Genomic DNA, 13,349 nt, shown 5'->3' with positions numbered 1-13,349 from the left:
CCGTGGACCGCTAGCGGCGGTTCATGCTCTTCATCTGCAGGTGATGCTCGGCACCGCGTGCGGTGTCCGGTCCCTTGCCGCGGCTCTCCATGAGCTTCGGATCAGTCATGTCTCCGTCCTGCACGTTTTGCGGCTTGAACTTCTCGGCATCCGAGATCGGTTCGCTCGGCGGGGTCTTGTCTGACATTTTCGTCTCCTTCGCCCATTCAACGGCCCGGGCGCGACAAAGGTCCGAAAAGTCAGGTGGATGCGGTGCTGGTCTTGAGCTTCGGCCGACGTTCCAGCGCGCCCATCTCCTGGATCTGCGCGCGCAACTCGTCCCGCTTTTCGTGGATCGAAGCGATCACTGGGCCCATCGCGACGCCGAGATCGACGAGCGCGGCCTCGGATAGCTGGAGCGAGGCTTCGAGCGTTTCGGGCACGGCTGTGCTGGCACCTGCGCGATAGAGTTCGGCTGCATGTATGGCATCGCGCGCACGGGCGATGATCGGGAGATCGGGATGCGACTTGCGCAGTTTCGCGGTCAGGCGCTGCGCCAGAACAGGTTCGTCCATCGTCAGGATGACGGCCGGTGAATGATCTATTCCGAGGTTTTCGAGCGCGTGGCCGCGTGCTGCGTCACCGAAGACCGCGCGATATCCCTTGCGCTTGGCGCTCTCGATCATGTCGGTGTCGGAATCGATTGCGACATATGGCTGGTCGTGTGCGGCCAGCATGTCGGCGATCAGCCGTCCCACCCGCCCGGCACCCACAACGATGACCCTCGGCGTCGCGGCATCGGCCTCGTCGAGCTGTGCGACAGGCTCGATGCGCCGCGCGACGAAACGTCCCGCCCGGGCAAGGACAGGGGTGACGGTCAGCCCGATCGCGGTGACGATCTGCCAGAACTGCGCGGTTCCGGGCTGGATCAGCAAGGCAGAGCTCGCCGCGGCCAGCACGATCAGCGTTGTCTCGGACGGGCTTGCCATCAGCAGCCCGGTTTCTGCCGCTGTCGATCGCCTTGCTCCCATCAACCGCAGGAGGAGGAACGTGACGAGCGACTTGAAGACCAGCACGCCGACCACCGCGAGGACGATCGGGCCGAGATTAGCCCAGATGGACGTGAGATCGATCGACATGCCGACGGTGATGAGGAAGATCCCCAGAGCGAGGCCCTTGAACGGCTCCATGATGCCTTCGACCTCGCCGTGATATTCCGTCTCCGCGATCAGCAGGCCCGCAATCAGCGCACCCACGATCGGAGACAAGCCGACGACCGCCGTCGCAAGGCTCGCGCCGATAACGACGAGCAGGGATGCGGCGAGGAACAGTTCGGGGCTCTTGGTTCGTGCGGCTTGGCCGAACAGGCGGGGTAGGGCAAAGCGGCCGACTACCAGCAGGCCTGCGATCACCAGCGCCCCCTGCCATAGGGTATCGACGAGGCCGCCCCATCCTTCGGCTTGGGCATAGGGCGCCATCGCGCCAAGGATGAAGATGATCGGGACGATCATGATGTCTTCGAACAGCAGCATCGAAAGTGCTGCGCGCCCGACCGGGCTGTTCGTGCCCGATATCGGCAGCACGATCGCCGTCGAGGAAAAGGCGAGGGCGAAGCCCAGCGCCAGCGCCCCGACCCAATACTGGCCCATCATGCTGAGGAAGATCGCGAGCGACAGGCCGATGACGAGCAGTTCGAGCGCACCCAGCCCGAAAACGAGCCTGCGCATCTGCCACAGGCGATTGAACGACAGTTCGAGCCCGATCGTGAAAAGCAGGAGGATGATCCCGAACTCCGCAAACGGGTCGAGCGCTTCGGGATCGGTGATCGTCACGTGGGCGAGCCACGGGTAATCGAAAACCAGTTTGCCGAGCCCGAAAGGACCGACGAGCACGCCGATCAGGATGAAGCCGATCACCGGCGTGATGCGAAACCGGGTGAAGACGGGAATGACTATTCCCGCCGATCCCAGGATCACCAGCGCATCGGACAGGGCAGGGGAGGCGAGTTCACCGGAAGCCATGAAGCGTGAATAGGCAGGCGGTCTGCCAAAGTCACCAGCCGAAGCACGCGTTTAGGACGCGATGTGTCAGCCGCCGCCGGGAGAACTTGAGCCGAGCGGTTCACGCCGCGGGCGCGGCTTGCCGGGATGCTTGCCGTCGACGTCCCACTCGATCCGGTAAAGGTCGAACCGGCGGTCGGCGAGATTGCGGACCGTCCCCTCGGCACGCGCCCATGCAAGGTCGGCGAGATTGACGTCGCTGATAGTCAGCGTCTCGACGTTCTCGCTCGCCTCGGCGGCAATGCCATCGCGCGCGAAGGGGAAGTCGCACGGCGTCAGAATGCAGCTCTGGGCGTACTGGATGTCCATGTTGGCGACGTTCGGCAAATTGCCGACATTGCCCGAGAGAACCACGAAGCACTGGTTCTCGATCGCACGCGCCTGTCCGCAGTAGCGCACGCGCAGGTAACCCTGCCGGCTGTCGGTGCAGAACGGGACGAAGATGATCCGCGCGCCTTCGTCGGCAAGGCGCCGGGCAAGCTCCGGGAACTCGCTGTCGTAGCAGATCAGGACCCCGATCGGTCCGCAATCGGTCTGGATGACGTCGATCTCGTCGCCGCCCTTGATGTTCCACCAGTATCGCTCGTTCGGCGTGGGGTGGATCTTCTCCTGTTCGTGAACTGAGCCGTCGCGCAGGCAGATGTAGGCGATGTTGTGGATGTCGCCGTCATCCATGCGCGTCGGATGCGAGCCAGCAATGATGTTGATGTTGTAGCGCATCGCCATTTCGGAGATGTCGCTCTTGAGGCGCGGGGTGTAGTCGGACAGCCGCTCGATCGCCTCGACCGGCGAGAGCTCCTTGGGTTCGAAGCTGAGCAGCATGAGCGTGAAGAGTTCGGGAAAGACTATGAAGTCCGATTCGTAATCCGCTGCAACATCGACGAAGTAGTCGATCGCGCGCAGGAACTCGTCGTAGTCGGCGACGGCACGCGCCTGCAGCTGACAGGTGGCGATACGCACCGCCTCCACACCGCGCGGAAGGCGTTTCTTCTCTGGCTGGTCGCGCTCCACATAGGGGTTGCGCCAGACCATCATCACGGCGTTCGCGAGGCTGGCCTTGTCCTCCGGCAGGTAATTCTCGATGATCCCCTTGGGCTCAAAGCCGTTGGCGAGCTGGAACCGGAGCACCGGATCGTGCAGCTTGCCCGCGAGCACGAGATCGAGATATTCCTGCGGTGTTTCCACTCGGTTGGTCTTGCGACGGCGCGCGCGGGCGAACCCCGGCATCCGGCCGGCAAAGACGATCCCCGTCAGGTCCTTCTCTTCGGCGATGGCGCGCCGCTCTTCATAGAGACGGCGTCCGATGCGCACGCCGCGCACCTTGGGATCGACGCACATCTCGTAGCCATAGAGCCAGTCGCCCGTCGGATCATGGCGGCTGCCGTAGCCATTGCCGGTGACCTCGTCCCAGTCATGCTCGCCCAGCGCGACGGGCTCGGGCAGCTGCATGGTCGCGCAATAGCCGACGACCTGGTCGTCGAGCATGGCGACGAAGCAGCCCTCGGGAAAATTGTTGATCTGCCCGCGGATCTCGCCGTGGGTGTAGGCAGGCATGTCGTCATAGACCCGGCGCACGAGTTCGGCGATCCCGCGCACATCCTTGGGGCGCGCATTGCGGATCTCGAGCCGCTTCTGGCCCAGTTTCTCGTCTGCCTTGCGGCGCGGCTTGCCCTTTCGAGCTGGTTGCTGTGCCATTTGTGCCCCGTCAGTATTCAGCGACCCGATGAAAACGCGGCCGGCAATTGCCGACCCGGACTTTCAAACTTGCCCCGCTAACGAACGAGACGGACGACGGTTTCAGTCAGTGCGGCAAAGCAGGCAGTTGCAGCGCCAAGAGAGGCGGGACGGTGAACGTCGACGCCCCCTGGGCCGCAAACCCAGCTTACCGGTACAAATTCCGCCTGAGGAACTACGCAGCGAACCCCTGGGACGCCATTTCAGCCTCCAGGTTGGTGACGATAGCCTCGAAGAATTGCTCGGTCGTCAGCCAGCTCTGTTCCGGACCGATGAGCAGTGCGAGATCCTTGGTCATCTTGCCGCTTTCGACGGTCTTGATGCAGACACGCTCCAGCGTCTCGGCGAACTTCACCACGTCGGGCGTGTCGTCGAACTTGCCGCGATACATGAGGCCGCGGGTCCAGGCGAAAATCGATGCGATCGGGTTGGTCGAAGTCGCCTTGCCCTGCTGATGCTGCCGATAGTGACGGGTGACGGTGCCGTGAGCGGCTTCTGCTTCCACGGTCTTGCCGTCCGGCGTCATCAGCACCGACGTCATCAGGCCGAGCGAGCCGAAGCCTTGTGCGACGGTATCCGACTGAACGTCGCCATCGTAGTTCTTGCAGGCCCAGACGAACTTGCCGTTCCACTTGAGCGCGGAGGCGACCATGTCGTCGATCAGGCGGTGTTCGTAGACGATGCCGGCTTCCTTGAACTTCTCCGCGAAGCCTTCGGTGTCGAACACTTTCTGGAACAGATCCTTGAAGCGCCCGTCATAGGCCTTCAGGATCGTGTTCTTGGTCGACAGGTAGACCGGCCAACCGAGGTTCAGGCCGTAATTGAAGCTGGCGCGGGCGAAGTCGCGGATCGAATCGTCGAGATTGTACATCGCCATCGCGACACCGGCGCTGGGGAAATCGAATACGTCGAGATCGAGCTTGGTGCCGTCTTCCCCGTCGAACACCAGGCGCAGCTTGCCGGGGCCGGGGATCAGCGTATCGGTGGCGCGATACTGGTCGCCATAGGCATGGCGTCCGACCACGATCGGGTCGGTCCAGCCCGGCACCAGCCGCGGGACGTTCTCGATCACGATCGGTTCGCGGAAGACAACGCCGCCAAGGATGTTGCGGATCGTGCCGTTGGGGCTCCTCCACATCTTCTTGAGATCGAATTCCTCGACCCGGGCTTCGTCCGGCGTGATGGTGGCGCATTTCACGCCGACGCCATGTTCCTTGATGGCATTGGCGGCATCGACCGTGATCTGGTCGTCGGTCTCGTCGCGCTTTTCGATCGACAGGTCGTAATATTTGAGGTCGACATCGAGATAGGGAAGGATCAGCCGTTCGCGGATCCACTGCCAGATGATCCGCGTCATTTCGTCGCCATCGAGTTCGACAACGGGGTTCTTCACCTGAATTTTCTGCATGTCTGTCCTGTTAGCTTATCGCGAAAGAGCGTTCGGGCGGGCTTTAGCAGAGGAGGGCCGCGGCGCAAGGTGGGCCAGATCGTGCCGCGACTATGCCAGTTGTTCAGGGCTCCTTGCCGGAATAATACTTGCTGGCCTGCAGGTGGTGTCGCAGCTGCTCCGGGCGATAGGGACGCATCGCATCGGGGTGGGGCACCTGATCGGCCTCGAGCCGCGCAATGACCGACGGGTGCAGCGGTTGCGCCGGGTCGACCGTTCGCGGCCTGACCCGCCACCTGAAGGCGATCGCACCGATCTTCTCGAAAATGCGCTCCTCGTGCTGCTGGCCCAGCGGATCGGGCGAGGTGTGGAGGATATCATGGCGCACGCGTATGCCTGGGCGGCACCGCTCGAGTTCCGCGACCATCCATTGCAGCGCGATATCGCTCAGCCGGCTTTCCAGCTCGAGGTAGCTGCCGCCGATATCGCTGTGGCACCCGGCGAACCACACCTGCTCGAGCCAGGGTGGCTGGCTGACGTGGTGTTCCGGCAGATCGCGATAAGCAAACCAGTCGACCTGCGCGAAGTCCGCCCGGTTCTCGTCGATCGACAGCGCGTGCCGAGCATGGCCGACGGTCTCGTCGAGCCAGCGGTCGTAGTTTTTGCGACTCCATCGGGCGAAATGGGTGTACTTGAAGATACGCGGCCAATCCCATGGCCGGTACCAGCGCAGCGGGTGTGCCGGGTCTGGTTCGAAAAAACGGATCTGGCTCGCGAGGAGGCCGAGAAACCACAGCGCTCCGAACCCGCCAAGTACCGCCAGCATTATCGTGGTCCAGGCAGGCCATTGCTCTTCCTGCGACACCCAAGCGAGCGCGAAGAGCGAAGTCACGGCCAGCCCGAAAGCCCGCGAAACGGCGGCATTGTCCAGCGCCGCGACCGTATCGAAAACGCCGATGAAATCGGGCTGCACGTTGCCGCGGATGTTTTCCTCGTCCGGAGGCGGCTCGCTGCCATAGGCTGCGCGAAAGCGTCGTCCTTTCTCCAGCCGCTGTTCGAGATAGGGCTGCCTGTCGCGCGCCATCCCCGCGCCATGGCCGTAGACCGATTTGACCGCGTCGCGGGCGATGCTGCGCAATCGCGGGCCCGACGGGGGAAGCGCCGACCAGTCGGGCATCCGCGTCGGTACGCCGCACAGGTGCATGACGTTGGCGAGCGACCTGACCGTGTAGGCCCCGCGCGAAAAGCCGAACAGCAATACGCGATCGCCGGGCTCGTAATATTGCATGATGGCGGTGTAGCAATCGATGATGTTGTCATCGATTCCGGTACCGACTGCAGCGGCGAGGAAGTTGCGAATCCTGCGGAATGACCAGCCCTGGACTTCTCCCGCGCCGAGGCCCGGATTGTAATAGGCAATCTGGTCGGTGTAGCGGATCGGCGATTCAGGGCCGGGGCGCATCGCCCGGTACATCTTGTAGACGTTCGACAGGCGCTGGTCCGGCTTGAGCCCGCCGAACTGGCCGGTCCCGTCGGAAAAGATCAGGATATCCTTGCCCACGCCGTTCCCCCCGCAACGCGCCCATCGCGGGAGGTCTATCACATTCGCGTGCCGTAGCCGAATGGCGCCGGAATCGAAAAGCCCGCCGGAATCCGACGGGCTTTCGCTTCGATGGTGGGCGTACCAAGGATTGAACTTGGGACCCCTACGATGTCAACATAGTGCTCTACCACTGAGCTATACGCCCGAGCCATCGAGAGTGCCGCTGATGCGCGGCAGGGGCGCCCTTTAGCCAAGCCGATTTGCACGCGCAAGGCCCGTTTGGACCCCGCGACGATTTAGAGGCTGGCCTGCGCCCGGTCGCCGAGAGTGCGCTGGACCTCGAGGACGAGGTCACGCAGGTGAAAGGGCTTCGAAAGAACCTTGGCATTGGGCTGTTCGCGGCTTGCCTTGAGAGTTACCGCGGCAAAGCCGGTGATGAACATCACCTTGGTATGCGGGCTCAATTCGTTGCAATGCTGCGCCAGCTCGATCCCGTCCATTTCCGGCATCACGATGTCCGAGAGCAGGAGATCGATGTCCGCGCTCTCGAGGTGCGGCATCGCAGCCACGCCGCTTTCCACCGCGATCACGTGATACCCGGCCTTTTCCAGCGCGGTCGTCAGGTAGGTCCGCATGATCTCGTCGTCTTCGGCGAGAAGGATGGTGAAAGCGTGCTGGTCGTCCATAGGGGTTCGCATAGGGCATAGGATTTAAGAAATCTTTGGCTTCGCGACGAAGTGATCGAAAATGGAACACTCCCGTTCGCAGGCGCGAGACTTTGACTTGCCGCGAATGTCGCGCCAGCAAGGCCCGATGAACGGATCCGACAACGGGCGCGCCGATTCGCACGAGGCAGCAGCGAGTCCCTTCGTATTGATCGAGCCGGCGGACTGCGGCGTTCCGATCCTGCTCGCGGCGCCGCACGGCGGACGCAGCTATCCGGACGAGTTGCTCGGCGCGATGCGCGATCCTCGCCTTGCGACCATGCGGCTGGAGGATCGGCATGCGGATACGCTGGCCATCGAAGTCGCCCGCCAGACATCGGCCATGCTCATTTATGCCAAGGCACCGCGTGCCCTGATCGATCTCAACAGGTCGAGCGAGGATGTCGACTGGAGCATGGTGACAGGCGGCGACAAGCCACGCGTCAGGAACTCGGCCGCCAACCGGCGCGCGCGCAGCGGCCTTGGCCTGGTCCCGCGACGGCTGCCGCACTCTGGCGAGATATGGAAGAGTCCGATCGAGCGCGCAGAGCTCGATCGCAGGATCGATACCGTTCACCGCCCGTACCACCGCGCCATTGCCGGTGCGCTTGCGCAGCTGCGCGACAGGTGGGGTGCTGCGCTATTGCTGGATATCCATTCCATGCCTCCGCTGCCCGGGAGGCATCCAGATGAACGCGGCGCGGAATTCGTAATCGGGGACCGGTTTGGCGCAAGCTGCGAGCCGATGTTGTCGTCGCGCGCGATCGCCTATTTCGGCCGGCGCGAGCGGCTGGTCGCGCACAACCGCCCTTACGCCGGTGGCTTCGTTCTGGATTCGCACGGCGCCCCGGGTCGCGATATCCACGCGATGCAGATCGAGGTCTGTCGCAGCAGCTACCTCGATGCAGACTTTGCCGAGCCGTCCGCGCGCTTCGCTTCCGTCGCCCGCACGCTTGCCGGATTGGTCCGGGAAATGGCCGACGCGATCATGGAAATCGGCGGGCAGAAGGGATTGCCGATCGCTGCCGAGTAGCACCTTGCGAGCATGAAAAAACCACCTCGTGCAAACGCACGAGGTGGCCAAGGTTCAGGGAGGAGGTGCGCAGTGCGCACCGGTCCTTGGCGGGCCATGAGGGTAGCGCCGCGAGGACTGAGGGTGAGATAAGCGCGGAACTCGCGGGTTTCAAGGCCGGGAAGCGACCTACGCTTCCCGCCGTCGATCAGTTGACCGCTTGTTCCTGCCGTTTCGGCGCGGTTCCCTGCTGGACCTGGCGCCCGAAGATGATGCGCATCAGGTTGAGCGAGAACAGGTGCGCGTGGATCAGCATGAGCAAGCCGTTCTTGTTCCACTCTTCCAGCTTCGCAGCCGGCAATTCGCGCAGCTTGGCCTCGTCGACCATGCGAAAACCGCGATAGACGAAAGGCTTGTCCGGCTCGTCGTTCTGGGTGATCGCGATTTCGCCGTCCATCAGGATGTCGGCTGCCGCCAGCTCGTCCATGAACGCCTTGGTGCGCTGGCCCGACTGCTCGAAATTCTCGCAGAACTGCAGCACGCCCTTGGTGTATTCGGTCGGCTGGCCCTTGTCGTCGAACAGGGGCTGGCCGCCTTCGTACTCACCCAAAACTTCCTGCGACGGATCGAAGCACAGCGACAGTTCCTCGCTGTCGGGCTGAAGCTTGGCGAGCAGGAAGGGATAACGGCGGATGTAGGCCGGCAGGTAGACAGGCTCGCTGATCTTGCCTTCATCGTTGACGAAGGTGTTGACGCCCTCGTTGAGGCCCATCAGCGCGATCGGAAGCGAGTTGTCGCCCGAGGTGAAGACGATCGGATAGCTGCGCTGGCATTCGACGAACTCGTCGGCGGTCAGCGGGATGGCATGCTGGTTCTTGAGGAAATCCGCGCCGTCGAGCGTGCGGCTCGTCCAGTTCGCATGATCGCGCGAGTTGAGCGGCATCAGGTCGTTGTAAAACAGCGGTAGGTTGGCTTGCGGCGCGCTGGCCATGAAACGTCTCCGAAAGTCGTGAGCTGGAAATTGCGGCGCTCCGGCGTGGCAGGCACGCGGCGCGTGAAGCGCGCGCTTTAGTTTGCTTATGGCGCCGGTGCAAGCGGGACGAGCTTGCCGGGATTGAGTATCCCCTGCGGATCGAGCGCCTGTTTTACGTTTCGCAGCATGGTGTTGGCGACCGGATCGCCCAGCCGGCCGAGCTCGTCGCGTTTCATCTGCCCGATCCCGTGTTCGGCGCTGATCGAGCCACCCCACTCGGTCACCAGATCGTGGACATAGGCACTGATCGTCTTGCCCTGGTCGAGTTCCCACTGGCCGCGCACTGCGTCGGCGGGACCGATGACGTGGAAGTGCACGTTGCCGTCGCCCAGGTGGCCGAAGGCGACCGGCAGCGTGTCCGGGAACCTGGCCTTGACCTGCGGGATCGCCGCCTCGACGAAATCCGCCATCCGGGCGACCGGGACGGAGATGTCGTGCTGCATTGCAGGGCCGACGGCGCGCTCGGCCGGGGCGATCTCGTCCCGCATGAGCCAGAATGCCTCGGCCTGGCTTTCGTTGGCCGCGATGGTGGCGTCATCGACCAGGCCCTGTTCCATTCCGGCGGCAAGGATGTCCTCGACGATGGCAGGCAGGTCCGCCGCTTCGCCTGGCTCGCCGACGAGCTCGATCAGGGCCTGCCAGGGATGGATGTCCGTAAGCGGGTTGCGCGTGTCGGGCGTGTGAGCCAGCACCGCCTCGAGCGAATGCTGCGGCATCACTTCGAAACCTTCGAGGTAGTGCCCGGCCTTGTCCTGCGCGAGCAGCAGGAGCTTGCGTGCATCGCCGATCGATTTGAGGCCCGCCCAGGCCACGCTGCGTCCGCCGGTCTCGGGCAGCAGCCGCAAGGTGGCGGCCGTGACGATACCCAGCGTGCCTTCCGATCCGATCAGCATCTGCTTGAGGTCGAAGCCGCGATTGTCTTTTTTAAGAACCGTCAGCCCGTTGAAAATGCTCCCGTCGGCGAGCACCGCCTCGAGCCCCAGGACCTGGTCGCGCATCACGCCATGGCGCAGCACCTGCGTCCCGCCGGCATTGGTCGAGATAAGTCCACCGACCGTTGCCGATCCCTTGCCGCCGAGCGTGAGGGGAAACCGCAGGCGTTCGCGCGCGGCCACCTCGTGCAGCGTCTGGAGGACCAGGCCTGCCTCACACACGATCTGCCGCGCTTCGGTATCGAGGGAGCGGATCGCGTCCATCCGGCGCAGCGACAACAGCACCGCATTGCCGCTGGCATCGGGTGTCGCGCCTCCGCACATGCCGGAGTTGCCGCCCTGCGGGACGATCGCAATGCCATGGTCCGCGCACAGCCGCACGGTTCGGGAAACCTCCTGCGTCGAGGACGGAGAGAGGAGGGCCAGCGCCTTGCCCGAGAAACGACCGCGCCAGTCGGTCAGCCAGGGATCCATCAGATCGGGGTCACGCGTGAAGCCGCGCGATCCGAGCAGAGCCTCGGCGGCAGCGAGAAATTCGGTAGGTTCGCTCATGGCGCTTCTCTGCACTATTCGACCGATCCAAGCCAGTACTTGCCAGCAGCGGCGAGGGGATTAAGCCGTCATTCAAGCATTTGCGCTAGATCACGCCAGCGAGCAGGTGATCCTGCGCGAACAGAGGAGTGCGAGCGACAGCGATGACGAAAAGGGCTGCCTTGCTTGCTCCCCTCGCGCTGTCGCTTTCGATGGCGGCGTGGGCCGAGCCGGCTGGCGACAAGACGCCTTTCGACCCAGTGCGTACCGCCGGCGATCTGACCGCCGAATCGGTCGATGCCGATCGGCTCCCACTTCAGCCCGGCGGGGCACGGCGCTGGCTCTCGTTCGACAATGCGTCGCACGTTCCAGAGGCGCGGCAGGTCCGCATCGAGCAGCGCGTGATCGTGCGTATTTCGCCGAGAAATCCGTACCAGCGGCAGAGTCTCGTCGCCGACTTGCCCGACAGTCCGGCGCCACCGCAACTGGTCGAGCGCAAGATGGACGACTGCATCGACGTCTCCAAGATCGCCGGCGTCCAGACCACCCGCGACAATCGCCTGCTGCTCTATCTGCGCGATCGGCGGCTGGTGAGCGCCAGCCTCGAGAAATCCTGCCGTGCGCGCGACTATTATTCCGGCTTCTACGTCGAGCCCAACGATGATGGCCGGATCTGCATCAGGCGCGACAAGCTGCTCTCGCGGTCCGGCGCCAATTGCGAGATCGACCGGATGCGCCAGCTGGTCGCATCCAACGGCGACTGACGCCTCGGCGCGCGAGTGCTGAAATCTTGACTTTTGGCCCGTCCCGGGCAATGGGCGCGAACAGTTTTCGCCCGGCATGGCAAAATGCGCCGGGCTCTCTCTCATACCGGACAATACGCTGCCCATGACCTTTGCCGATCTCGGCCTTTCTCCAGACCTGCTGAAGGCGGTCGAATCCGCCGGCTACACCGAGCCGACGGCAATCCAGGCGCAAGCCATCCCGACCGTGCTGATGATGCGTGACCTGATCGGCATCGCCCAGACGGGAACCGGCAAGACGGCCAGCTTCGTCCTGCCGATGATCGACGTGATGGCAGCCGGTCGGCGCAGGGCGCTGATGCCGCGCTCGCTGATCCTCGAGCCGACGCGCGAACTCGCTGCCCAGGTGGCCGAGAACTTCGAGAAATACGGCAAGAACCACGATCTCAAGATGGCCCTGTTGATCGGCGGCGTTCAGATGGGCGACCAGCTCAAGGCGCTCGACGAAGGCGTCGATGTGCTGATCGCGACACCGGGCCGGCTGATGGACCTGTTCGAGAGGGGCAAGATCTTGATGAGCGGCTGCGAGCTGCTGGTCATCGACGAGGCCGACCGGATGCTCGACATGGGGTTCATTCCCGACATCGAATTCATCTGCTCGAAACTGCCCGAAACGCGGCAGACGATGCTGTTCTCCGCCACGATGCCGCCGCCGATCGAGAAACTTGCCAAGAAGTTTCTCAATAATCCGAAGCGGATCGAAGTCAGCCGGGCGGCGTCGACCAACGAGGACATCACGGCCTTCAAGGTCAACGTCGGTAGCCGCCAGAAGGGCGAAACGCTGCGCTGGCTGCTGCGTCACGACCACGTCGACACCGCGATCATCTTCGCCAATCGCAAGACGACCGTGCGCGAACTGAACAAGAGCCTGCAGCAGCACGGCTTCGCTAGCGGGGAAATCCACGGCGACATCGACCAGGCCAGCCGGCAGAAGGAACTGCAGCGCTTCAAAGACGGCGGGATCAATATCCTCGTCGCCTCCGACGTCGCCGCCCGCGGGCTCGACATCAAGGGCGTGAGCCACGTCTTCAATTACGATACTCCCTGGCATCCGGACGATTACGTCCACCGCATCGGCCGTACCGGGCGGGCAGGGGCAAAGGGCAGGGCTTTCACCTTCGTCGCTCCGGAGGATGCGGAAGCGATCGCCAATGTCGAGAAGCTGACCAAGAACAAGATCCCGGTCTTCGGCAAGAAGGACGTACGGGTCGACCTGGTCGAGAAGTCGGATGGCGACGCTGCCCCTGAAAAAACGGTAGAGAAGCCCGCCAAGAACAACGCTGCAGAGCCGGCGGAAAAGCCCCGGCGCGCGAACAACTCGGACGAACGTCGCGAGCAAGCGCCCAGCAAGCCTCGCAAGTCGCGCGAACACCGCTCCGACGAGCCCGTCCGAAACCAGCGCCGTTCGCCTCGCGACGAGGACGACGAGCCGGTTGCCGCCGGGGAATGGAACGGGCCCAAGCCCGGCTTCCTGGACGTCGGTTTCGGCTGATCGCCGCGACCGTACAGGGGCGAAACTGCCCCTCCGGAATTGCTGATAAGGTCATGTTTGCCATGCGCGGAACCCTTCTCGCGCGTTGACGTTGTTTGGTCACCGTCATCCAGCGGCCTGAATTCCTTCCGGGTTTTGG

At 63.6% G+C, this 13,349-nt stretch carries 11 protein-coding genes and 1 tRNA gene; 3 read left to right on the top strand and 9 right to left on the bottom strand.

The annotated features are described in order from the left end of the window. Positions 1-10: 10 nt before the first annotated feature. From GRI48_RS03000 to GRI48_RS02970, 7 genes are all read right to left on the bottom strand, one after another. Positions 11-187, bottom strand: coding sequence for a hypothetical protein (locus GRI48_RS03000; protein WP_160671199.1), 177 nt, complete (start codon positions 185-187; stop codon positions 11-13). A 52-nt stretch (positions 188-239) separates the two neighbouring features. Next, positions 240-2,000, bottom strand: a complete 1,761-nt coding sequence (locus GRI48_RS02995) for a cation:proton antiporter domain-containing protein (RefSeq protein ID WP_160671196.1) — start codon at positions 1,998-2,000, stop codon at positions 240-242. Between the two features lie 66 nt (positions 2,001-2,066). Further along, the gene (locus GRI48_RS02990) at positions 2,067-3,734 is read right to left on the bottom strand and encodes a bifunctional GNAT family N-acetyltransferase/carbon-nitrogen hydrolase family protein (RefSeq protein ID WP_160671193.1); all 1,668 of its coding nucleotides are present in this window, start codon (positions 3,732-3,734) and stop codon (positions 2,067-2,069) included. Between the two features lie 214 nt (positions 3,735-3,948). Further along, positions 3,949-5,181, bottom strand: coding sequence for an NADP-dependent isocitrate dehydrogenase (locus tag GRI48_RS02985; RefSeq protein WP_160671190.1), 1,233 nt, complete (start codon positions 5,179-5,181; stop codon positions 3,949-3,951). Positions 5,182-5,284: 103 nt separating this feature from the next. Beyond that, the gene (locus GRI48_RS02980) at positions 5,285-6,721 is read right to left on the bottom strand and encodes a phospholipase effector Tle1 domain-containing protein (RefSeq protein ID WP_160671186.1); all 1,437 of its coding nucleotides are present in this window, start codon (positions 6,719-6,721) and stop codon (positions 5,285-5,287) included. A 112-nt stretch (positions 6,722-6,833) separates the two neighbouring features. After that, positions 6,834-6,908, bottom strand: a tRNA-Val gene (locus GRI48_RS02975). 91 nt (positions 6,909-6,999) lie between these two features. Continuing rightward, positions 7,000-7,401, bottom strand: a complete 402-nt coding sequence (locus tag GRI48_RS02970; protein WP_237451708.1) for a response regulator — start codon at positions 7,399-7,401, stop codon at positions 7,000-7,002. 115 nt (positions 7,402-7,516) lie between these two features. Here GRI48_RS02970 and GRI48_RS02965 point away from each other — a divergent pair, with 115 nt between their 5' ends. Further along, positions 7,517-8,440 (top strand): N-formylglutamate amidohydrolase, encoded by a 924-nt coding sequence (locus GRI48_RS02965; protein WP_160671183.1) that lies wholly within the window; start codon positions 7,517-7,519, stop codon positions 8,438-8,440. 187 nt (positions 8,441-8,627) lie between these two features. Here GRI48_RS02965 and GRI48_RS02960 read toward each other — a convergent pair whose 3' ends face one another. Further along, entirely contained in the window at positions 8,628-9,410 is a 783-nt protein-coding gene (locus GRI48_RS02960; protein ID WP_160671180.1) for a SapC family protein, read from the bottom strand. Positions 9,411-9,496: 86 nt separating this feature from the next. Beyond that, positions 9,497-10,936 (bottom strand): FAD-binding oxidoreductase, encoded by a 1,440-nt coding sequence (locus GRI48_RS02955; RefSeq protein WP_160671177.1) that lies wholly within the window; start codon positions 10,934-10,936, stop codon positions 9,497-9,499. Positions 10,937-11,079: 143 nt separating this feature from the next. Here GRI48_RS02955 and GRI48_RS02950 point away from each other — a divergent pair, with 143 nt between their 5' ends. Then, the gene (locus tag GRI48_RS02950) at positions 11,080-11,679 is read left to right on the top strand and encodes a hypothetical protein (protein ID WP_160671174.1); all 600 of its coding nucleotides are present in this window, start codon (positions 11,080-11,082) and stop codon (positions 11,677-11,679) included. 124 nt (positions 11,680-11,803) lie between these two features. After that, positions 11,804-13,210: a DEAD/DEAH box helicase gene (locus GRI48_RS02945; RefSeq protein ID WP_160675299.1), complete on the top strand. Its 1,407-nt coding sequence runs from the start codon at positions 11,804-11,806 to the stop codon at positions 13,208-13,210. Positions 13,211-13,349 lie beyond the last annotated feature (139 nt).

Origin of the sequence: Qipengyuania oceanensis, assembly GCF_009827535.1 — a bacterium.
Lineage (GTDB): Bacteria > Pseudomonadota > Alphaproteobacteria > Sphingomonadales > Sphingomonadaceae > Qipengyuania_C > Qipengyuania_C oceanensis.
Note: the sequence above shows the minus strand (reverse complement) of the source record. Positions and strands in the feature narration are given on the sequence as shown.